Below are 22147 nucleotides of genomic sequence, written 5' to 3'. Positions count from 1 at the left end.
GCCATCCCTCCTCATCCGGCCGTCCGCACCGCACTGAGCGCCTCGCGCACCCAGGCGTTTTGCTTGTATGCCGTCCGCCTCAGCTCCAGCCGCTCTTGCGATTTTGGTCCATGATTGCGAATGATTTGTTTAAACTTCTCCCAGTCCGGCTGCTGGTAAATCCATTGGCCCTTCTCTTTGTCAAAATGCATTGTCTCATCCGGAATCTTCAGACCAAGCGCCCAAATGCGCGGCACATATTTCGTAAAGAAGTCTTGGCGCAGCTGTTCATTCGTTTTCGTGCGGATGCGGTATTTGATCGTGATGTCTTGCTTCGAGGTTCCCGTCGTGTCGGCCGTCGGCGGGCCGAAAAACATGAGCAACGCCTCCCACCAACGGTTGAGCGCCTCTTGCAGCATCTCCTTCTGCTCCTTCGTCCCTTCGGCGAGCGCCAAAATGATCGACTCGCCGTGCTGGGCGTGAAACACTTCCTCGGCGCAAATGCGCTTCAGCGCCCGTGCGTACGGTCCGTATGAGGCATCCAGCATGTTCGTCTGCGTCATAATCGCCGCCCCGTCGACAAGCCATCCGATCAGCCCGGCGTCCGCCCATGTCGGCGCCGGCATATGAAACACGTTATGAAACTTCAACCGTTCGTTTAATAAATCTTCGATAATGTCTTCCCGCGTTTTCCCAAGCGGCGCCAGCAAATCTTCCGCCACCCGCAGCAGCAGCTGGCCGTGCCCCATCTCGTCCTGCACCTTCGCCATGATGCCAAGCTTCCGGCGCAGCGACGGCGCTTTCGGCACCCATTCTTTTTCCGGAAGCGCTCCCATAATTTCGCTCACCGCATGCATCGCAATCAGCTTGATGAGCGTCATTCGATATTCATCCGGCATCCAGTCATCGGCTTCGATCTTTTCCCCCGCCTCGATGCGCTGCATAAACCGTTCGTATTTCTCCTCATCTGACAGGCGGGTGAACGTCATGATAGACGCCATCCCCATACACCTCTCATTTAATATATATAACGTTTGTTTAACGTTATTATATTTTAATGTTATACATTTTGCAATCGTTTTTTCTCTTTCTTGATCAAATGGATTGCGGTGCTTCAAGATGGCGACGGTCAACGATACGCACTGCTTTTCCTTCCGACCGCGGGAGCGTTTTCGGCGAATGGAGATGGACGTCAATCGAAATAAGACAGTGCGTTTTCAACAATGACTGAATGCGCCGGGCAAGGGCCGCGGCCTGCTCGCTTTGCAAATCTCCCCCGACCTCGCTGTAAAAACGGTCGGTCACTTCCGCATGTAGCTCAAGCGCTTCCAAATGTCCGTGGCGGAGACGGTGCAACTGATAGTGCGGAGCCAGTTCCGAGACACGAAGCAGATGGTGCTCAATTTCCGACGGGAACACATTGACGCCGCGGATGATGATCATATCATCAACCCGCCCCTTGACCCGCGACATGCGCGCCGTCGTCCGCCCGCAAGCACACCGCTCTCTCGTCACGGAAGCGATGTCGCCCGTCCGGTAGCGGATGACCGGAAACGCCTCTTTCGTCAAGCTCGTAAAAACCAACTCTCCTTCTTCCCCTTCCGCCACCGGCTCGAGCGTTTTCGGGTCGATCACTTCCACAAGGAAATGGTCCTCAGCGATATGGAGGCCGTTTTGCGCTTCGTGGCATTCCATCGCCACCCCCGGGCCGATCACTTCACTCAGCCCGTAAATGTCGCATGCCTTCATATCAAACGTTTCTTCAAGCGTGCGCCGCATTTCCTCGGACCACGGTTCTGCACCGAAGATGCCGTATTTGAGCGATGTTTGCCGCGGATCTTTGCCCAGCTCCTTCATCCGTTCGGCAATGTTCAATACATAGGACGGCGTGGCGCAAATGACAGTCGGCTGAAAATCTTCAATGATCATCACTTGCCGGTCGGTGTTGCCCCCGGATACCGGCACCGTCACGGCGCCAAGCCGCTCGCTGCCATAATGCAGCCCGAGCCCGCCCGTAAACAGCCCGTATCCATAGGCGTTGTGAATCACATCCCCCGGTTTTCCGCCCGCGATGACAATCGCCCGCGCCACAATATCGGCCCAGTGCTCAATGTCCTGCTTCGTGTAAGCGACCACCGTCGGTTTGCCGCTCGTGCCGCTTGAAGCGTGCACACGGACGCATTGGGAAAGATCGACCGCGAGCAAACCAAACGGATAATGATCCCGCAAATCCCGCTTTGTCGTAAACGGGAGCTTGCGCACATCCTCAAGCGTCCGGATGTCCTCCGGCTTCACTCCGCATTCATCAAACCGTTGCCGATAAAACGGCACCCGCGCATACACCCGCTCCGCCGTCACCCGCAGCCGCTCGAGCTGGAGCGCCTCAAGCTCACGGCGTGCAGCCGTCTCGATGTCATGCAAAATCATCGTTTCCGCCCCCTCTTTTTTGTAACTATTCAGCCACATGATCAAGTGAGTTGAATAGTTTTTAAAACGCTTCCAAAAATACAAGAAATATATAACGTTATATTAACGTAACATATATAAAATATCATATCTAATCTTAAAATAGTCTAAATAGTATAAAATGTCAATATCATTTTTGCCTGCATCCAAGTGAGAAAGGAGCAGTCGCTTTCGGTTCTTCGTTTCAGACAAAGGCAAGCAGAAACAGGCGCCCCGCTTTCTCCCGAACACTTGCCGTTTGCGGCGGAAGTCCGCGCAGAAAAACGTTCGCGACGCCCCCATGCTTCATATTTAGTCGAATACGCTTTTCAGTTGAGGCAATCGGCGCGAGAAAAAATAAAAAAGGGGGATCCGTAAACGGCTGGATCCCCTTCCGACAAACCACTAAATTTTCATCATCCTCGGAAGCGTTGCGTGAACGGATTTCGATTCATCCATACGACAAACTACTAAATTTTCATAATCCCGCCCGTGCTCGCCGAGGTGACATGTTTCGAGTAGCGGGCGAGGTACCCGGTTTTCACTTTCGGCTCAAAGCCTTTCCAGCTCGCTTTTCGGCGTTCAAGCTCTTCGTCGGACAGCTTGACGTTGATCGTCCGTTTCACTGTGTCGATTTCAATGATGTCGCCGTCTTGGATGAAGGCGATTGGGCCGCCTTCCGCCGCTTCCGGAGACACATGCCCGACCGACAGGCCGCGCGAGGCGCCGGAGAAGCGGCCGTCGGTCACAAGCGCCACCTTGGTGCCAAGCCCCATGCCGACAATTTGCGATGTTGGCGCAAGCATTTCCGGCATGCCTGGGCCGCCTTTTGGCCCTTCATAGCGGATGACGACGACATGACCCGGTTGGATTTTGCCGCTGGCGATGCCTTCCAGCGCCTCTTCCTGCGAATCAAAGACGATCGCCGGGCCTTCATGGCGCGTAATGCCGCCTTGAACCGCGCCCGTTTTAATGACGGCACCGTCCGGAGCCAAGTTGCCGAACAAAATGGCGAGGCCCCCCGTTTCCGAATACGGGTTGTCAATCGGCCGAATGACGTCATAGTTTTTCACTTCACAGCCGGCGATGTTTTCACCGAGCGTCTTGCCGGTGACGGTCAGCGTATCCAAATGCAGCGTCCCTTCTTTTTTCGCCAATTCATTCAGCACCGCCGAGACGCCGCCGGCTTCGTGCAAATCTTCAATGTAATGAATATCGGAGGCCGGTGCGAGCTTCGCCAAGTGCGGCACGCGGGCGGCGATTTCGTTGATCCGCTCGAGCGAGTAGTCAATGCCAGCTTCATTGGCGATCGCCAGCGTATGCAGCACCGTGTTCGTCGAGCCGCCGAGCGCCATATCGAGCGCGAACGCGTTGTCAATCGCTTTTTCCGTCACGATGTCGCGCGGCTTAATATCATGCTCAATCAAATACATGAGCTGCTTCGCTGAGCGGCGGACGAGCTCTTTACGCGCCGGGTCGACCGCCAAAATCGTGCCGTTGCCCGGCAAAGCCAACCCAAGCGCTTCAGCCAAACAGTTCATCGAGTTGGCGGTAAACATGCCGGAACACGACCCGCACGTCGGACAGCCGTAGCGTTCGAGCTCTTCCAACCCTTTTTCATCGAGCGTTCCACCCAAATACGCGCCGACGCCTTCAAACACGGACGAAAGCGAGATTTTGCGCCCATCTTTCGTGACACCGGCTTTCATCGGCCCGCCGCTGACGAAAATCGTCGGGATGTTGAGCCGCATCGCTGCCATCATCATCCCCGGCGTAATCTTGTCACAGTTGGGAATGCACACCATACCGTCAAACCAGTGCGCGGAAATGACCGTTTCAATCGAATCCGCGATGATTTCCCGGCTCGGAAGCGAATAGCGCATCCCGATATGGCCCATCGCAATGCCGTCATCAACGCCGATCGTATTCATTTCAAACGGGACGCCGCCCGCCTCGCGAATCGCTTCTTTGACAATTTTTCCAAACTCTTGCAAATGGACGTGTCCCGGAATGATGTCGATGTACGAGTTGACCACGGCAATGAACGGTTTGTCAAAATCTTCGTCTTTCACGCCAGCTGCCCGCAGCAAACTCCGATGCGGAGCGCGGTCAAACCCTTTTTTGATCATGTCGCTGCGCCGTTTTTTCATCTGTTGTCCCTCCATCGTACAAAGTGCTAGGTTGCTAGTATTGTACCACTTTTTCTAATAGAAAGACAATTATCTTTATTTTGAATACGTTTTCATTTGCTGCCCGCAGTCCAAGTCAGCGGCAGCGCCGCTTCCCAGCCAAGCTCCGGCCGTTCGCCATTCCTTTGCGCCAGCGAAAGCGGCTGTATCCCGATCGCCTCGCCAAACAGACCGGAAAAGCTGGTGAAAATGCTGTTCGTACCATCGCCGGCGTTCGCTGGGAAATAAAGGCGGTTTGCGCTTTTTCTCCATGCTTCCACCCAACGGAACGGCGGTCACCAGGTTTCCCGGCGGAGGACAACGAGCGGTTTGCGCTGCGTTGATCGTTCCGTTTCCTTCTCTCTTGACAACAGCCGAATTTGCCGGCATAATTTCTTACAAACTATCTATCGTTCTGGACGATGACAATGGATCGACGGGAACGGCACGGGACTAGTAAACCGAGGGAACGCGCCAGAGAGTGGAACCCATAGGCTGGAAGGTTCCTCGCGGGAAGCCGGTTGAACCTGCCCTAGACGGCCGCTTATGCAAACATAAGCCGCATGCCTGCGTTATAGGCCAGAGGTGGGCGCTTTGTGCGCCAAAAAAGGTGGTACCGCGGAACGCTTTTCCGTCCTTTTGCCAAAGGAGGAGAAGCGTTTTTTTGTTGGCCGCCTTTCCAACGGGCGGCAAACAACAATGGCATAGACAGCGGCAAAACACGCAAAGGAGGGAACGCCATGAAACGGCAGCGCGTCGTCGTCAAAATCGGGAGCAGCTCGCTCACCGATCCAAAAGGCGGCCTATGCCTTGACAAACTTCATGATCACGTCGAAGCCATTGCGCACCTGAAACAGCTTGGCCATGACGTCATTCTCATCACTTCGGGGGCGGTCGCTGCCGGGTTCGGACCGTTAGGCTACCCGGCGCGGCCGACGACGCTCGCCGGCAAACAGGCGGCCGCCGCCGTCGGACAAAGCCTGCTCATGCAGGCGTACAGTTCGGCGTTCGCCCGATTCGGCTTCACCGCCGCCCAATTGTTGTTGACGCGCAGCGATTTTTACAGCCGCGAGCGGTTTCGCAATTTGTTTGCGACGATCACGACATTGCTTGAGCACGGCGCCGTCCCGGTCATTAACGAAAACGATCCGGTTTCCGCTGAGGAGCTGACGTTTGGCGACAATGACATGCTTTCCGCCTTGGTCGCCGGCTTTTTGCACGCCGATGCGCTCGTTTTGCTCACCGACATTAACGGGCTGTACGACGCCAATCCGAAAACGAACCCACAGGCGAAAAAGTACGCCTTTTTGCCGGAGATTACAAGCGAGATGCTCGCCTCAGCCGGCGGCAGCGGCTCGGCAGTCGGCACCGGCGGCATGCGCTCAAAGCTGTTGGCCGCCCGAAAAGCGCTCTCGTTCGGTGTCAGCGTCTTCATCGGCACGGGAAGCGGCAAAGAAAAACTCGCCGATATTTTGGCTGGAAAAGGGGACGGCACGTACATCGGCGCTCCGTTTCCGAAACAAATGCAAATGCGCAAGCAATGGATCGCCTATCACGCCCCCGTTTCCGGCACGATCACCGTTGACAGCGGCGCCGAGGAAGCGCTGCTTGTGCGCGGGAAAAGCTTGCTTCCGGCCGGCGTCACGGCCGTTTCCGGCGACTTCCATGCGATGGATGTCGTCGACGTCGTCAATGAAAAAGGCGTCACCATCGGCCGCGGCCAAGTGTATTACGCCGCCGCCGATTTGAAAAAAGTGAAAGGGCGGCCGAGCGAAGAGGCCCGGCAATACTCTTACCTTCACCGCCCGGAAGTCATCCACCGCAACAATTGGGTCACTTTGCGAAAGGAGCGTGTCCAAAGATGAACGAACTGCTGGAAAAAGCCGAACGGTTGAAAACGGCGGCACAAACGTTGGCCATGCTGTCTACCGAAGAAAAAAATGCGGCATTGGAACAGATCGCCCAAGCCATCGACCGCGAACGGGCCGTCATTTTGGCGGCAAACGAAAACGATATGGCCGCCGGCCGCGCGCAAGGGCTGTCGCCGGCTTTGCTTGACCGGCTGCAGCTCACGAATGAACGGATCGATCAAATCATCGGCGGCGTCCGCCAAGTCGCTTCATTGCCTGACCCGGTCGGGGAAATCGTTGCCGAATGGACGCGGCCAAACGGGCTGCGCATTCAAACCGTGCGCGTGCCGCTTGGGGTGATCGGCATGGTGTATGAGGCGCGCCCGAACGTGACGGTCGATGCCGCCAGCCTTTGCCTGAAAACGGGCAACGCCGTCTTGCTCCGCGGCAGCTCGTCGGCGCTTCATTCCAACAAAGCGCTTGTGGCGGTCATGAAAGAGGCGCTTCGCACAACGGCCATCCCGGAAACCGCCATTGAGCTGCTCGAAGACACGAGCCGGGAAACGGCCCAGCGCATGTTCCGCCTCAACGACTATCTTGATGTCCTCATTCCGCGCGGCGGAGCGGGGCTGATCCGCTCGGTCGTCGAAAACGCCACCGTACCGGTGCTTGAGACCGGCGTCGGCAACTGCCATATTTTCATCGACGAATCGGCCGAGCGGCTGATGGCAATCGATATCGTCGTAAACGCCAAACTGCAGCGTCCGTCCGTCTGCAACGCCGTTGAAACGGTGCTCATTCATGAACGGTGGCCGTACGCTGGCGAACTGCTTGAGGCGCTTCACGCTCGCGGCGTCGAGCTGCGCAGCGACCACCGCCTTGCCGCTATGCATCCGTTTGTCAACGAAGCGACAGAAGAAGACTGGCATACGGAATATTTGGCGCCGATTTTAGCCGTGAAACTCGTCGACGATGTCGATGAAGCGATCGAGCATATCCGCCGCTACGGGACGAAACATTCGGAAGCGATCATCACCGAAAACGAGGCGCACGTCCGCCGCTTTTTCCAAGCGGTCGACGCGGCGGTGTTGTACCATAACGCGTCCACCCGCTTCACGGATGGCGAACAGTTCGGCTACGGGGCAGAAATCGGCATCAGCACGCAAAAGCTGCACGCCCGCGGGCCGATGGGGCTTGTGGCCATCACGACAACGAAATCGCTCGTGTATGGGAGCGGGCAAATTCGAACCGTATGACCAAGGGCGGGAAGCGGGCCCCCGCCCGTGCGCTCCCGTCCTTTTGATGCATACAACGATCAGGAAAGAAGGGGTGCCACGATGCCGTTCATTGATTTTCGCAGCGATACCGTGACCAAACCGACGCCAGAGATGCGCCGGGCGATGTTGGAAGCCGAAGTCGGCGACGACGTATACGGCGAAGATCCGACCGTCAACCGTTGAGAAGCGTTGGCGGCCAAAATGCTTGGAAAAGAAGACGCCTTGTTCGTCACAAGCGGCACGCAAGGAAACCAAGTCGCCATCTTGACGCATTGCCGCCCGGGGGATGAGGTGATATTGGAAGCCGAATCGCACATTTTCTTGTATGAGGCGGGAGCGGCAGCGGCGCTCGCCGGCGTCCAAACGCGGCCGATCCGCGGGACAAACGGTGCGATGGACCCGGATGACGTCAAAAAAGCGATCCGCAGCGACGACATCCACCATCCGCGGTCCGGGCTCGTTTGCTTGGAAAATACCCACAACAAAGCCGGTGGAAAAGTCATTTCCGTGGAAACGATGAAAGCGATCTACCATGTCGCCAACGAATACGGCGTTCCCGTCCACCTTGACGGAGCGCGGCTGTTTAACGCCGCCGTTGCCGCCGGAGTGCCGGTGACGGAATTCACGAAATATGCCGATACGGTGCAAATCTGCCTCTCAAAAGGACTATCCGCACCGGTCGGATCGGTGCTGGCCGGCAGCCGCTCCTTCATTAAAGAGGCGCGCAAATGGCGGAAGCGGCTCGGCGGCGGTCTGCGCCAAGCCGGCGTCTTGGCTGCGCCGGGCATCATCGCCCTTGAAACAATGGTCGACCGCCTCGCCGAAGACCACGCAAACGCCCGCCTGCTCGCGAACGGGCTGGCGGCCATTCCCGGCCTGTCCGTCGATGTCGATGGAGTCGAAACGAACATCGTCCTTTGCCATATTCGCGACACCGGGCTTTCCAACGAAGCGTTTATCGCCCTTTTGAAAACAGCCGGCATCTTGGCCAGCCCGTTTGATGACGGCGTCATTCGCTTCGTCACCCACCGGGAAATCACCGCCGATCTAGTGCAAACCGCACTCGAACGAATCAAGCGGCAATTGTTCTAACAGATTCAGCAAATAGGTATGAGTTTTCATCCTTCCCGATTTGGAAACACCTTTTGAACACCATATTTCTTTTTTCCGTGAAAATGCCGAACTGGCGCGGATTTTCATCCCCGGGTGGAGGGCAAAACGTTGCCCATGGACCTTTTCTGAAAGGCAATAGATTTTGTAAAATATCGTTTTCCTTTACAGTCCCTTCTAAACAGAAAACGACCTGGACCGCCTATGGCTTTCGGGTCGTTTTCGTTGTTCTCCGTCCCTGCTTTCTGTCAACGTTCGCTTCGCGGTGCCGCAAACACCCAACAGCGGCTGCCAACGAAGTTCACCGCCATGCCCATGACCGTGGCCGCACCTTTCGCGAGCCAAAGCGGGCCGAGCCGTTCGGCCGCCAACAAGACGACAAGCGACACCCCAAGCGACAGCCCGTTGACCGCAAGAAACCGAAGCAATTCCCCGATATTCGCCTTTTGCTTCATTTGAAACGTCCAGCGCCGGTTCCAAACGTAGCTGTTTGCCACCCCGGCGCCGTAAGAAGCGACTTGCGCCGCGGCCGCAGGAACGCCTGCGGCAGTGAGCAGAAAAAAGACAGCGAAGTCGACCGCCGTATTGCCCACCCCGACGACGGCAAACCGCCATATGGCTTGTTTTTCTTTACGGAATGTAGGAAGGCTTTCGTTCATGTCTCGTTCCGACTCCCCATGTTTCATTGACAATATATAGAGGCCGCTCTTTCACTTCATCGTAAATGCGGCCGATGTATTCACCGGTAATCCCAAGCATCGTCATCGTCACTCCGTTGCAAAACAGCATGACCATCAAAAGCGATGCCCATCCGGCCACGGTCGAATGGGTGAACCACTTCAAGTACAATACCGCCATCATGCCGACCACACTTGCCGCCGACAAAGCAAACCCAAGCCAGCTCGCCAATTTGAGCGGCTTATGCGAAAAAGACGTAATGCCGTCTAACGAAAAACGAATCATCTTTTTCAGTGGATACTTTGTCTCCCCAGCCAGCCGCGGCTCTCGCTCGTATTCCACCGCTATGTGCCGAAAACCGACCCAGCTGACAAGCCCGCGGACAAAACGATTTCGCTCCCGCATATAGCGTAACTGATTACACACTTTCCGGTCAATGAGACGAAAATCGCCGGTATCAGCGGGAATGTCGATCTCGGTCGCCGCCCGCAGCAAGCGGTAGAACACATACGCTGTCCATCGCTTGAACAACGTCTCCCCCTTCCGCTTGACGCGCCGAGCATAGATAACATCATACCCTTCTTTCCAACGCGCGATCATGTCCAAAATCAGTTCAGGAGGATCTTGCAAGTCGGCGTCAATGATGATGACAGCTTGGCCAGAGGCGTAATCCATTCCTGCTGTAATCGCGATTTGATGACCGAAATTGCGGGAGAAGTCAATGTACTTCACCGTTTCATCTTTCACGGCCAGTTCCCTCAAGATATCGAGCGTCCCATCGGTGCTGCCGTCATTCACAAACAACAATTCATACGGCTCACCCGTTTGCTCCATCACTATTTTCAGCCGTCGGTACGTCTCACGGATCACGAGCGCTTCATTATAGACAGGAATAATGACAGAATAGGTCGCCATCGATTTCCCTCCTTGCTTCCTCTATGGATTTCTTCGGCTACGAACACCCTCACCAATTTTGCCACCGCCTGCTTTACGTTTTCCTCTATGGATTTCTTCGGCTACGAAGCTGATCACCCGCCAATGATCGGCTTGAATCAGCTTCAATTATTTTAATGGAGAATCCCATAAAAAACGCTTTTCTACGAATGTCCTAGTTTTGAAAAACAGCGATGGATATCGGCTTGTTTTTCTCGAGCCCTTTATCCATTGTATACGTAGAGCGTCATTTCTCTGCGCTCCATTCCACCGTTTAAGGCCTTTTCTCCGCCATTCCATTCTGAAAATGGAACTTCTTTGCAATGTGTTTGAATCCATTGAACAAGCTCATGATTTCCTCGCCCTTCACCGGAAAGGAGAAAATACTTCACCTCACCGTTGCGAGCCATTTCCTCTAGCTTCTTCGGCGTTAGTACGGGATCCGTTCCGCCGAATCCGCCCATCGCCATCACCGCTCGATCGGTGTGAAGCATCAACTCCGCCGCCTCGGTCGCACGGATGGTGGCCGCTAAATATTTGGCTTCACCCGCATGCTGCTCCAAATAGGACACTAACGCTGTCAACGAGCGGGAAGTTTGCCACCGCCCCGCTCCATCGCCGGGTTGTCCCGTCTCTCCTCTCAGCGAACGCTCCTCTTGTCCATCCGGCATCGCGGCTGTCGGCATGGGCGCGCCTCTATCTCGTTGTAAATCTGGTCCAGCGTATGGAATGGTGCTGTTTGTCCCATATAGCACTGGCGTCAGCGACCAATAGGCCGGCAATGCCAGCACGCCAATGAGCGCAGCTCGATAGACGATCCGCCTTCCATGCTCGCGGCCTTCCATCGCGAACCAAAGGCAAACCATTGCAGACCCATAAAATCCGACAGCGAGCGGCCATACTGGGGAGAACGAACTACGGTATTGCCAGGCTGTCCATACTTCGAACGCATACGTCGCCACCAGGGCGGCCGGGAACAACCACCTCGTCCACCGTTCGCTGGACGCCAACAAGGCCAACATCGCTCCACCCGCTCCCACTAATACTGCTATAGCCGGCGCCAGCATACTTAAATAATAGCGGTGATAAAATCCGGCAATGCTAAAAAATACGAGCATCGGACCAAGCCAGGCGAACCAAAAGAGCAAGAATTGATGAAACGCGGTCATCTGCCGGCGTCGCCATACGTCTATTCCCAAGCCGATCGCTACAACGGCCGCAAACGGCAACAGCCAGCTCGCCTGCCCGGCAAGCGGCAGTTGAAACAAACGAAGGACGCCCGGGTCACCAATCTCGCCGCGACCAATGCCACCCATCCCACCTCCAGGCACAGATGGCGGACTTTGCAGTTGGCTGCCCACCGTTGGCGGCGCCCCTCCTGACCCATCCGGAAACGCCGTTCCCGCTTTGCCGTTGAACGGTGGCTTGTCATCAACAGGTGGCTGCGCGTTGCCGTTAACATCCGCCCTCCCCTTTCCTCCACCCGGTCCAGCTTCCCCGGTCAACCGCTCAATTCCGTTATATCCAAGCGCCAAATCTAACACAGAATTCGTCTGACTGCCCCCGATATACGGACGCTTATCAGCAGGAATCAGCGCCACCGCAGCCGCATACGAAAGCGAAACCGAAAGCAGCACGATCGTCGCCAACAGCAAATGTCCCACCCGTTTTTTCCACGGCACCCGCCCAGCGAGCCAGTAAAATAAGTAAAACGCCGGGAGCACCATGTACGCCTGCAACATTTTCATATTGAACCCGATGCCGACGACCGCAAAACTGCCAACCAGCCACGTCCATCGTTGCGTCATCACCGCTTTCATCAGCATCCAAGTCGCAAAGAGCAATGTGAACACCAAAACGGCATCAATATTGTTCGTCCGCGCCACAGCGACGAACGCCGGGGTGCAAGAAAAGGCGAAACTTGCCCACCGCGCCGCTGTCTGTCCGGCCCACGGCCGGACGATGACATAAATCATCCATGTGGCCGCGATCCCCGCCGCCGCTTCCGGAAGCAAAACACTCCAATCACTAACGCCAAACAGCTTCACGCTGAGCGCCTGCAACCAAAGAGCGACTGGGGGCTTATCAACGGTAATAAATCCCTCTGGGTCGAGGGCGGCAAAGAAAAACGCCTTCCAGCTTGCTGCCATGCTTTTCGCCGCTGCTGTGTAATAGACGTTGGAACCGCTGTTTCCTATTTGATAGAGATGCAAAAAAGCCGACCAGACCATGATCGCGATGATCCATCCGTCCAATTTCCATTGTTTTTTCTTCATGAACTCTCCCTTTCCCTCGTTTTCTTTTTTCCTACTAAGGGGGAAAAGCAGCGATGCCCCTTAACTGACGTCAGATGACATGAAACGAGAAGCCGATCCCACCCAAGGTTTCTTCATTTAAAAAACAAGGGGGTGATACAACACGCTTCTTATCATCACCCGTCTTCTATGGTTACGTTACATAGTGTTGGTGAAAGTTTGGTGAAAAAATGAAACGAGTGGACTAGATTTTCATTTTCCCGATGCCGGCCATGTGCTATGATCAGAGTAAAGGAGGTGAAACTCATGGAAGGCGAAACGATCGTGCAGCAAATTCTAAAGGCGCTTGACTTGCATTCCGATCAACTCCGTCAACAAATGAAGGAAATGGAAGAGCGATTGCGCGCCGAAATTCAAGATACAGAAAACCGATTACGTACTGAACTTCAAGAAACAGAAGACCGATTGCGCGCCGAGATTCAGGATACCGAAAATCGGCTATATGCCAAAATTCGAGAGACGGAAGACCGGTTGCACCAAAAACTTTTGGATCTGGAAAAGCGCACGGATGCTCGATTTGAGCGCTTGGAAACGAAAATGAACTATTGGCGCCTTGAATGGTCGGAAACGCAGGAAACGGTCGACTTCCTCGCCCGCAAAACCCTCCAACATGAACGAAAACTCCGTTCCCGGGCTGGACAAAACGAAATCTCCTGAAAACTGAAAAAGAAACAAGCCAACCGGCCGCCAGCATGTTTCTGCTTGACGGCCGGTTGGGCTTTTGTCTCGTGCTTGCCCCTCTTCAAGGCAGATTCTTTTTTGAACAGACGACCGCCTTGATCGGTCATCGATGTGTCGAACAGCGGCCAATGTTGCGGGGCGTTCTTCTTATTCGTTTCCTTGCCGCTTGGCGATGTCCGCGCCGGAAAACGCCGCTTTCATCGCTTCATACGACGGCTTCAGCCGCTCGTGGTAGCGCGGCGTCTCCCACGTCGGCCACGTGTACGTGTAAAACTGCCGAGCCGGCAGCACATTTCCTTCCAGCGCTGGGAACGAAAATGAGCGCTCCCCGTCGGCGACGTACACGCCGAGGCGGATGCCGGGGATGATCTTTCGGCTTTTTAGACCTTCTTTTGACCAGATATCGCCCATCACCTCGCGCCGGCTTGGATCAGTGACATTCAACAGCGCCCACGGCAGGCGGATTTCATACATATCACCGCGGCGGCTCACGCTGAGATCGGCAAGCGAGTCATAGGCCGCATCGGCCGGGTTGGCGGTGCCGAAGCGAAGCACCCCGGTCTCATACGAATCAAACGGCACGGCCTTGCCATCGGCTTCCTCGAGCTTTTTATTCAGCGTCAACCGGATCGGATGATATACTCCGTTATCTTTGCGATGGGCGTACGGCGCCATCGGCATCATGTGCAGCTGATGGCCGTAATGATAAGAAAACGTGTCATAGTAGCTGTCGACAAGCAGCCGGGCACGCTGCTTTCCATGGATGACTAAAGCAAAGTCAATCCCCGACGTGCGCACGCCGGAAAGGCCCGGGAGGCGCGATTGCCCTTGGCCTGGAATTGTATCAAACGCAATGTACGTCGTCGTTTCATAGGTGATGCGCGCACCGTCAAGCCGCACGTACAAATATCCTTCATCGCTCGTGACATACAGCGCCCGCTCTCCGTCCGACCATACGGGATCGATTCCATTGAACGTCCAATCGTCTTTCCTCCCATCGACTTGGATCGTCGCCGCTGCGCTCGGCCCCGGGTCGAAGCGAAGCAGGCCGAAATGTTGCTCGTTCGTTTGTACGTTCAGCCAAAATGGGCGGCGGTCTGGATTGTCATACTCCATCGTATTCCACGTTCGTTTGAACCACTCATCTTGCCACGAAAACAACAGCCCGCCGGCCATTCGCTCATGAACGATATCTTCAAACAACTTCCGGTCGATCATCCCTTGTTCATGTTCCGACAGAAACCCTTGGTGTTTGCCGTGCACGTTTCGGTGCGCCATGCCGCGCGACGAAGGAACACCGAACTCGGCGACGAGAATCGGCATCCGGTGAGCCGCCTTCATCTCATGCAAGTAGCCGGCATAGCTGTTATGCTCGCCGCGCGAGTCGACATAGCGGATATATGTTTCTTCTCTGTTCAAAAAATCCGGATAATACGGATAAATATGATACGAAGCGAACCATCCGGCGCGCAGCTTGTCGGTGGCGTACATGACATTCGGATTGACGGAAACAAGATCTTCTTTGACAAACGGCTCGGCCGGATGACGAAGGAAATCGGTCGTCACCCAGTTGGTGAAACTCACGGGCCGCTGCCACCCATACGTTTCCGTCTCATAGCCGACCGCTTCGTCGACCGCACGCGCGAGCCACGCTTCAAACGGGCTTGCTCCCTTCGTATACACATATGTCCCGCGGTAATCCCCTGATCCGCGATGGGCTTTGTTCGTGGCGGCAACAACGTCCGGATCCCATTCGACACCGAAAATCCACCCGAGGACATAAGGGGAAAGGTCATATCGGTACACTCCCCCGGCGTGGCCCGGCCGCTTTGGAATGTTGGCGTTGCCGTGGATGATGTCGATCGTGCGGCGAATCTCGGCGCGAAACGCCCCGTCCACCGCGGGGGACCAAACATCTTTGATCCGAAGCATCATCGCTTCATCGATCCAAACGCCGTGAAACAAATAGAGCGGCTGCTTGGCGGTTTGATTGTATTCGTAGAGCGCTTCGTAAAACGCCGGCGGATGAATCGTGTAGACGCGGACGGCGTTCGCCCCCATCGCCCCGATATACTGAAGCCAGCGGAAGTATTCTTCCTTCGTGATTTTCGCCTCGCCCGGAAACGCGCCGGGTTTGCTGATGCCGAGGTTGACGCCTTTGATGAGCAATGGCTCCCACCGCCCGCGGCGGTATACTTGCAGATCGTCGCGCCCGACCGTCCCCGCCAAGCGGATGCCGTCCTGCTCCGCCGTTTCTGTAGCGGCAGGCCGCTTCTTCTCCTCTTGATACGTTTTGATTTCTTGCAAAATGGCTTTCATCATCGGCACGTACACTTTCCAGTAAAACGCCGTCTCATCATCCGGGCGGCTGCTCGCCGTCCACTTGCGCCATCGATCGAATCCAACCGTTTGGTAAATCGACGGCACACTGCCTTGATCGGCGTAATCGCCGCAAAAGTAGTACGACTGGTACGTGCGCGTCTCATAGCGGACAACGGCCGGAAACGAAACCGGAACCCCGATGGCGCGCAGTTTCTCGTTCCCGCGTTTGGAAAGCGACAACGTATAGGTCGCCAACACATCGTCCGGATCAAGCGGCTGGACGATGTCAAACCAGTACGAATAAGGAGCGCGCTCATGTTGGCCCCACCGCGCTTTTCCCGCTTTCGTATACGAAAACACGACGCCATCGCCGCCAAGATCGCGCCGGTCCAAAACGATCAACCGATCGCGTTCATCCACAAGCACAATTCCCGGACCGCGAAACGCAAACGGCGTCCCATATTGTTGTTCGTAGTTCTCCCTGACCCACGCCGGCACTTCCCGGCTGGATAAATCGGGAAAATAACGGCCGATCCACCCCGTCCAATGGAAGCCGAACAGCGATTCAAACGACGCGCGCACCTCCTGCGCTGTCGGGTGGGCCATCGAGTTGAATTCGGCGATCAACGTGTTTCCCCCTTCCCGGGCGAACCGCCAAAGCGCCTTCACCGTCTCGCCGTCCAGCCCGCCGTGCACTTTCGCCGACCGCGCTCCGTCCGTCCGCTGGCGAATGAACTCTTCTTCATAGACGCCGTACGTGTCGACGACATACACGGCATCATAGCGATCCATCGTGTTCGGAAGCGGGCGCACTTCGTATGCCCCGCCGCCCTTTGGCACAAATCCGACATAATCGCGCGCCGCATCATACGTCTCACCGTTCCGGTGCACGTACTTTTGCGCCCGGAGCAGCCAAACAAGCCCTTGGTGCTCGCGGTACGACCGATCCGGCACCGTGTCATCGACAATGAGCAGCTCAAGCTCCGTTTCCGGCTTCAGCCACCAAAGCCAATACGGCGCCGACAGAAGCAGCACCGCCAAGACAATATACACATAAAGCCAGCGGAACGCCCTTTTCTCCATCTTCCCACTCTCCCTCACACCCGGTATCTTCCTTAATAACAAAAGGAGCGCTTGTCCGGCAAGAACAAACAAAGAAACAAACAGGCATTTCTGCCCAAAAAAGAAAAGAAACGCAGGGTCGTTCGTCCTCCCCCGCTCGCTGAACGCGCCCCCAATGTCCGATCCCCAACACAAAGTGAGTCTCTCTGATGGCTTCCGAAAACGAGTCCGTCCATCACTCACATCCACACCCTTGCCGATCAAGGACGCGAGACTGAACGCAAGGTGAGGACAAGCGGATCTGGCCCCCGAACCGCTTTGGCCACGCCCACAAAACTCGCTATTGGAAAAACCGCGATGACAACGCCAGCCTCTCCCGCTCCGTCACCGGCTTTCGATGCAGCCATTCAACCGAGGCACGAAGTCGGCCTGCATCATTACTGTCAGATTACCGCTCCGCCACCGGCTCTCGCCGCGGCCATCCAACACAAAAAGGCAAGCTCCCGACAAGAGCCTGCCTTTTCGTCATGACCATCTATCGATTCGGTTCATATACATCCCACGTCCATTTGATCGACTCGACGATTTGCTCGGCCGCCTGTTCGGCCTCAAGCTCATTCAGCACCACGCGGGAATGATGGAGGGCGTAAGCCGACTGCCGCTGGAAAAACAGCTGCTCCACCTCTTCCAATGTTTTATTTTTCAACACCGGCCGGCTGTCGACAATGAGCGGCAGGCGCTCTTCTTTCCATTGATCCCATGACAAGTCAAGGAAAAAAACGATCCCATGAGCGAGGCATGCGCGCCGCACCTCCTCCTGCAAATACGCGCCGCCGCCAAGCGATAAAATTTTCAACCTTGTCTTCGTGCATAAATCGATGATTACCTCGCGCTCCACCTTGCGAAAGTACGCTTCCCCTTTTTGCGCGAAGATTTCCGGAATCGACATCCCGTGCCGCCGCTCGATTTCCGCGTCGACATCGATAAAATCGCGGTACAGCTTTTTCGCCACCAGCTGCCCGATCGTCGTTTTTCCCGCCCCCATAAAGCCGATCAATATGATGTTCCGCTCGCGGAGCGGGATGATCGTCTGCCTCTCCACGTTGCTTCACCTCTTTTTACTCTCTCTTCCCTGAGGACTGGCGGATGACGAGCTCCGGCGGCAAAATCGTCCGCTTTGGCGCGCCCGCATCCCCTTTCATGCGCTCATGCAACTGTTTGGCGGCAAAGGCGCCGATTTTCTCAGGAAATGCGGCGACAGTCGTAAGCGGCGGTTGAAACAAAGCGGATTCTTGAATGTTATCGAATCCGACGACCGCGATATCACGCCCTGGAACGATTCCTTCCTCCTTTAAGCTGAGCATCGCCCCGAAGGCGACAACATCGTTATAACAAAAGAGCGCTGTCGGCGGATTCGGTTGTTGCAAAACACGTTTCGTCGCCATTCGCCCGCCCTGTCTTGTTGTCGCCGACGGCACAAGCAATGCGTCATCTACCTCGATGCCTGCAGCGCGCAGCGCCTCGCTGTATCCCCTTTGGCGCGCCTTCCATACGGACGAATGCGGAGAACCGCCAATAAACGCAATGCGGCGATGCCCTTGAGCGATCAAATGCTCGGCCGCCATCCGCCCGCCAGCTACATTATCGATGCCAATATAATCAAATTGTCCCGCAGGAATTTCCTCGCGAGCAAACAGCACCACCGGGATATCCCATTGCCGCAACCGTTCGAGCATCTCTGTCGAACAACCTGGAACCGGGCTCATAATAACCCCACCAACCCGGTGTTCGAGCATTGTCGACAACAATGCGTCTTGTTTTTCCGGCCGATCAAATGTTGTGCCCAAAATCACCGTATATCCTTCTTGGTCGAGCGCCTCATGAACCCCGACAAGCAACTCGGAAAAAAACGGGTTGTCAAGCTCAGTAATGATCAGCCCGACCGTCGAAGAGCGCTGCGAGCGCAAATTAGCGGCCACGCGATCGTAGACGTAGCCGAGCTCTTTCATCGATTGAAGCACTTTTTCCCGCGTTTCTTTCGAAATATTCGGACTCCCGCGGACGACAAGGGAGGCGGTCGCCCGCGACACGCCAGCGTGTTTGGCGACTTGTTCGAGTGTCACGCGGGAACGTTTTTTATCTGACACCGTTCGAATCACCTGCTTTACCGTCGCTTTCGCCTACCAAAAGTATAAAGGGTGGCCGCAAGCAGTGTCAATGCAAGGCGCGGGCGGTCGCCAAAAAGAAACGTTTTCACCCGCACGGTTAAGCCTCACAAAAAAGCCCGCCATCTCCAAATGAGATGCCGGGAATAGACGGGACGTGCCACCCCGCTTAGATAATCTCTTTTTCTTTCAGTCGCCGAATGTCTTCCTCAGACATACCGAGCATGCTTTGCAAAATTTCTTGCGTATGCTCCCCCAAGTCTGGCGCAAGCTGACGCACCGAGCCCGGCGTTTTTTCGAATTTTGGAACAATTCCAGGCACTTTAATCTTGCCAAGACGCGGATGAGCCACTTCGATAATATTTTCCCGCGCCTGATAATGCGGATGCTCGAAAATATCTTTGATGCTTAAAATCGGACTGACCGGCACCCCGTGTTCGTCCAAAATCCGGAGCAGTTCGTCGCGCGGTTTGGAACGAATCCAGTCGGCAACGATCCCGTTCGTTTCTTCATGATGGGCGAGGCGCCGTGCATTGGTGCAAAACTTCTCGTGCGTCAATAAATCTTCTCTGCCCATCGCCTTTGCCAACCGTTCAAACGTCGAATCGGTGCTTGCGACGAGCACGACCCAATGCCCGTCCTCCGTCATAAACGTGCCGGCTGGACTCGAATGTCCCGACAATCCCGGCGACCGCTCGCGCACCTTGCCCAATTGGTCGTATTCGGCAATTAAAAATTCCATCATGCGGAATACTGATTCGTAAAGAGCGATATCAACCATCTGTCCTTCCCCGTCCGGATGAACATCACGGTAGTAAATGGCGGTCACCGCCGCAAACGCCACGTAAATGCCGGTGATGTAGTCTGTCAACGAAAAAGACGGGCTGACCGGCGGGCGGTCTGGATACCCTTGCAAGTACGTAAACCCGCTGAATGCCGTCGCCGGTGTGCCAAACCCGGCTTTTTCCCGAAACGGCCCCGTTTGGCCGTAACCGGAGACGCGGATCATCACCAGCTTCGGATTGATCCGTTTCAGCTCCTCATATCCGCCGCCCCATTTTTCCAACGTGCCAGGGCGGAAGTTTTCAATGACGATGTCAACATGGCGGACGAGTTGCTTGAAAATGCTCATTCCTTCTTCTTTGCGCAAATCAAGGGTGAGCGATTTCTTATTACGTGCCAGCCCTGGCCAGCGAAGCGGCTCGCCATCCTTAAACGGCCCGACATGGCGCAGCGTATCACCTTTTCCCGGCAACTCCACTTTAATGACGTCAGCGCCAAAGTCGCCGAGCAATACCGCGCCAAACGGTGCGGCGATCATCGTCGAAACATCAAGCACTTTGACACCTTCTAACGGCAAACGTCCCATTGGCTTCTCCTCCCTCAAATTCTCATTCATTGGCTATATTTCATGATGACCGATAAGACGTCCTTGACTTCCTCAATTGGAATTTGCCCCGGGGCCGAACTTTGCTGGCCAACCGCAAACGTCACTGCCGAGCCAAACAGCCCTCCGGCCAAGCGGGTAATGGCACCCAGCCCCCCCATCGACATCGTAATCAGCGGAATCGGCAGCTCCTGCCGCGCTTCCTCCGTCGCTTGCAATAATACAAGCACATCTTGCAGCGATTTCGGCATCACCGCCACTTTGGCGATATCAGCGCCATATTTCCCGGCCTGGCGCATTTTGGCTACGAGCTCTTCTTTGGCCGGAGTGAAGTCAAAATTATGGTAGGACAAAATGAGCCGCACCCCGTATTGGCGGGAAAGCTGGCGTACAGTGGCCACATACGGCTCATGGACGAGCTCGTAATCAAGCAAATCGATCGCTCCGCTTTGGCACACCGTTTCAAACAGTCGTATTTTTTCCTCTTCCGTCAACGGAATCGGTCTTCCCCCTTCGCGCTCGGAGCGGACCGTGAACAAAATCGGAATCTCTCCGGCGATCGTCCGCATCTGTTTCGCCGTCGCTACCACTTGACGATCATCATGGATACCGTTAAAAAAGTCGGCTCTCCACTCGATGAGATGCGGTTTTTTCGCGCTGATTTGCCTTGTCTCAGCTAACACTTGCTCGGCGTCCACCCCCACAACCGGAGCGCAAATGCACGGCTCTTCACCCCCGATGGATATGTTGCGCACGTTGATCGCGCCTTTTGAAATAGCCATATTGATCTCCCCCTTACTGACGGTAACCTAGCTTTTCTGAAATCGTTTGGGCTCCCTCTTTGACTAGCGATTCAAACCAGCCGATCGTCTCCGGCGTAAAACGGTGCGTCGGTCCTGAGATCGATAGGCAGGCATTTACTTCTCCGTGAATGTTGAAAATCGGGGCGGCGACCGCCGCCGAACCGACCTCTCGCTCATCAATACTTGAGGCAGAGCCGCGCTGCCGGATCATCTCCAGCTCAGCGGTTAAACGAGTCCTTCGCTCCTTCGCCGGCACTTGGGCCAAAATGCGCTCCTGAAACGAAGGAGATTGATACGCCAACAGCACTTTTCCCCCCGCTCCCGCCCAAAGCGGCAGCCGTTCGCCGATTTTTACCATATGGCGCAGCGCTTGAAGCCCCTCGCACTGTTCGATGCAAACGCGGGCGTCTTGTTCGAGCACATACAAGTTCACCGTCTCCCGTGTCTCATCGCGCAGACGTTCCATTACCGGTTTGGCGATTTCTCTTACTTCGATGGACTTGCCGGCAATATGTCCTAAATAATACAACCCTTGACCGAGTCGATACTTCAACGTCTCCGGGTCTTTGACGATCAGGCGGTTTTGTTCAAGTGTGGCGAGCAAGCGCGTCGTCGTCGATTTGGCGAGCGAAATTTTTTTCGCAATTTCCGTGAGTGATAGCTCTTGCTCCTCGAGGGTAAAACAATACAAGATATCAATGGCCCTCTGCACCGTTCGTAAGCCTGCCTCGTGTTTCTTTTCCTCCTTCAACTTGTTCGTCTCCCTCGCTTCCCTAAGTTCCGTTTAACGGAATTTAATTTCTTTCAGTGGAACCTTACTCCCATTTTAGCATCTTTGCTCCACGTCATTCAAGTTTTTTCGTTTCCTTCTTTTTCGCTTTCAAAGACAACCGCAAGCCGTCCCCAAGGAACAGGGCGTCCCATTCTCATTCATCTCTCCTATTCAACTATCCAGCCGCAGAACGCAAGCCG

General features: G+C 55.3%; 16 protein-coding genes and 1 pseudogene. 4 read left to right on the top strand and 13 right to left on the bottom strand.

Translation table 11 applies throughout. From position 1 onward, the window contains the following. Window positions 1–11 precede the first annotated feature (11 nt). The 4 genes from paaA to ETC05_RS06145 all read right to left on the bottom strand — a co-directional run bounded on the left by paaA (window position 12) and on the right by ETC05_RS06145 (window position 4873). The gene (gene paaA, locus ETC05_RS06160) at window positions 12–980 is read right to left on the bottom strand and encodes a 1,2-phenylacetyl-CoA epoxidase subunit PaaA (RefSeq protein WP_171660602.1); all 969 of its coding nucleotides are present in this window, start codon (window positions 978–980) and stop codon (window positions 12–14) included. 94 nt (window positions 981–1074) lie between these two features. After that, window positions 1075–2406 (bottom strand): phenylacetate--CoA ligase PaaK, encoded by a 1332-nt coding sequence (gene paaK / locus ETC05_RS06155; protein ID WP_171660601.1) that lies wholly within the window; start codon window positions 2404–2406, stop codon window positions 1075–1077. Window positions 2407–2894: 488 nt separating this feature from the next. Beyond that, window positions 2895–4574, bottom strand: coding sequence for a dihydroxy-acid dehydratase (ilvD, locus tag ETC05_RS06150; RefSeq protein WP_171660600.1), 1680 nt, complete (start codon window positions 4572–4574; stop codon window positions 2895–2897). Window positions 4575–4666: 92 nt separating this feature from the next. After that, window positions 4667–4873 (bottom strand): hypothetical protein, encoded by a 207-nt coding sequence (locus ETC05_RS06145; protein WP_156961396.1) that lies wholly within the window; start codon window positions 4871–4873, stop codon window positions 4667–4669. Window positions 4874–5332: 459 nt separating this feature from the next. Here ETC05_RS06145 and proB point away from each other — a divergent pair, with 459 nt between their 5' ends. The 3 genes and pseudogenes from proB (at window position 5333) to ltaE (ending at window position 8811) form a co-directional block, all read left to right on the top strand. Continuing rightward, entirely contained in the window at window positions 5333–6457 is a 1125-nt protein-coding gene (gene proB, locus ETC05_RS06140; protein WP_171660599.1) for a glutamate 5-kinase, read from the top strand. Then, entirely contained in the window at window positions 6454–7698 is a 1245-nt protein-coding gene (locus tag ETC05_RS06135; RefSeq protein ID WP_171660598.1) for a glutamate-5-semialdehyde dehydrogenase, read from the top strand. Before proB ends, ETC05_RS06135 begins: the two co-directional genes overlap by 4 nt. Window positions 7699–7779: 81 nt before the next feature. Next, window positions 7780–8811, top strand: a pseudogene (ltaE, locus tag ETC05_RS06130) (low-specificity L-threonine aldolase). Between the two features lie 266 nt (window positions 8812–9077). Here ltaE and ETC05_RS06125 read toward each other — a convergent pair. From ETC05_RS06125 to ETC05_RS06115, 3 genes are all read right to left on the bottom strand, one after another. Then, the gene (locus ETC05_RS06125; RefSeq protein ID WP_031408951.1) at window positions 9078–9488 is read right to left on the bottom strand and encodes a GtrA family protein; all 411 of its coding nucleotides are present in this window, start codon (window positions 9486–9488) and stop codon (window positions 9078–9080) included. Further along, entirely contained in the window at window positions 9460–10422 is a 963-nt protein-coding gene (locus ETC05_RS06120) for a glycosyltransferase family 2 protein (protein ID WP_171660597.1), read from the bottom strand. The genes ETC05_RS06125 and ETC05_RS06120 overlap by 29 nt, the downstream gene beginning before the upstream one ends. Window positions 10423–10664: 242 nt before the next feature. Beyond that, window positions 10665–12716, bottom strand: coding sequence for an ArnT family glycosyltransferase (locus ETC05_RS06115; protein WP_171660596.1), 2052 nt, complete (start codon window positions 12714–12716; stop codon window positions 10665–10667). 285 nt (window positions 12717–13001) lie between these two features. Between ETC05_RS06115 and ETC05_RS06110 the strand changes: the two genes are divergently transcribed. Beyond that, window positions 13002–13412: a hypothetical protein gene (locus ETC05_RS06110; RefSeq protein ID WP_031408945.1), complete on the top strand. Its 411-nt coding sequence runs from the start codon at window positions 13002–13004 to the stop codon at window positions 13410–13412. A 171-nt stretch (window positions 13413–13583) separates the two neighbouring features. Here ETC05_RS06110 and ETC05_RS06105 read toward each other — a convergent pair whose 3' ends face one another. The 6 genes from ETC05_RS06105 to ETC05_RS06080 all read right to left on the bottom strand — a co-directional run bounded on the left by ETC05_RS06105 (window position 13584) and on the right by ETC05_RS06080 (window position 21926). Then, on the bottom strand, window positions 13584–16841 hold the full coding sequence (locus tag ETC05_RS06105) for a hypothetical protein (protein ID WP_171660595.1): 3258 nt from the start codon (window positions 16839–16841) through the stop codon (window positions 13584–13586). A 514-nt stretch (window positions 16842–17355) separates the two neighbouring features. After that, the gene (locus ETC05_RS06100; protein ID WP_171660594.1) at window positions 17356–17922 is read right to left on the bottom strand and encodes a shikimate kinase; all 567 of its coding nucleotides are present in this window, start codon (window positions 17920–17922) and stop codon (window positions 17356–17358) included. 16 nt (window positions 17923–17938) lie between these two features. Then, window positions 17939–18967, bottom strand: coding sequence for a LacI family DNA-binding transcriptional regulator (locus tag ETC05_RS06095; RefSeq protein WP_031408939.1), 1029 nt, complete (start codon window positions 18965–18967; stop codon window positions 17939–17941). Window positions 18968–19154: 187 nt separating this feature from the next. Next, window positions 19155–20354, bottom strand: a complete 1200-nt coding sequence (locus tag ETC05_RS06090) for a CaiB/BaiF CoA transferase family protein (protein ID WP_171660593.1) — start codon at window positions 20352–20354, stop codon at window positions 19155–19157. 26 nt (window positions 20355–20380) lie between these two features. After that, a complete protein-coding gene (gene aroD, locus ETC05_RS06085) occupies window positions 20381–21154 on the bottom strand; it encodes a type I 3-dehydroquinate dehydratase (RefSeq protein ID WP_031408935.1) in 774 nt (257 codons plus the stop codon). A gap of 13 nt (window positions 21155–21167) precedes the next feature. Beyond that, on the bottom strand, window positions 21168–21926 hold the full coding sequence (locus ETC05_RS06080) for an IclR family transcriptional regulator (protein ID WP_031408933.1): 759 nt from the start codon (window positions 21924–21926) through the stop codon (window positions 21168–21170). Between the last annotated feature and the right edge of the window lie 221 nt (window positions 21927–22147).

The sequence above is a fragment of the Geobacillus sp. BMUD genome (assembly GCF_013096845.1).
Taxonomy (GTDB): Bacteria; Bacillota; Bacilli; order Bacillales; family Anoxybacillaceae; genus Geobacillus; species Geobacillus vulcani.
Note: the sequence above shows the minus strand (reverse complement) of the source record. Positions and strands in the feature narration are given on the sequence as shown.

Excerpts from the sequence above, each read along its gene's own strand:
- ETC05_RS06110 (WP_031408945.1), top strand. The coding sequence starts at position 13,002 with ATGGAAGGCGAAACGATCGTGCAGCAAATTCTAAAGGCGCTTGACTTG.
- ilvD (WP_171660600.1), bottom strand. The coding sequence starts at position 4,574 with ATGAAAAAACGGCGCAGCGACATGATCAAAAAAGGGTTTGACCGCGCT.
- paaK (WP_171660601.1), bottom strand. The coding sequence starts at position 2,406 with ATGATTTTGCATGACATCGAGACGGCTGCACGCCGTGAGCTTGAGGCG.
- ETC05_RS06125 (WP_031408951.1), bottom strand. The coding sequence starts at position 9,488 with ATGAACGAAAGCCTTCCTACATTCCGTAAAGAAAAACAAGCCATATGG.
- ETC05_RS06135 (WP_171660598.1), top strand. The coding sequence starts at position 6,454 with ATGAACGAACTGCTGGAAAAAGCCGAACGGTTGAAAACGGCGGCACAA.
- proB (WP_171660599.1), top strand. The coding sequence starts at position 5,333 with ATGAAACGGCAGCGCGTCGTCGTCAAAATCGGGAGCAGCTCGCTCACC.
- ETC05_RS06115 (WP_171660596.1), bottom strand. The coding sequence starts at position 12,716 with ATGAAGAAAAAACAATGGAAATTGGACGGATGGATCATCGCGATCATG.
- ETC05_RS06090 (WP_171660593.1), bottom strand. The coding sequence starts at position 20,354 with ATGGGACGTTTGCCGTTAGAAGGTGTCAAAGTGCTTGATGTTTCGACG.
- aroD (WP_031408935.1), bottom strand. The coding sequence starts at position 21,154 with ATGGCTATTTCAAAAGGCGCGATCAACGTGCGCAACATATCCATCGGG.
- ETC05_RS06105 (WP_171660595.1), bottom strand. The coding sequence starts at position 16,841 with ATGGAGAAAAGGGCGTTCCGCTGGCTTTATGTGTATATTGTCTTGGCG.
- ETC05_RS06120 (WP_171660597.1), bottom strand. The coding sequence starts at position 10,422 with ATGGCGACCTATTCTGTCATTATTCCTGTCTATAATGAAGCGCTCGTG.
- paaA (WP_171660602.1), bottom strand. The coding sequence starts at position 980 with ATGGCGTCTATCATGACGTTCACCCGCCTGTCAGATGAGGAGAAATAC.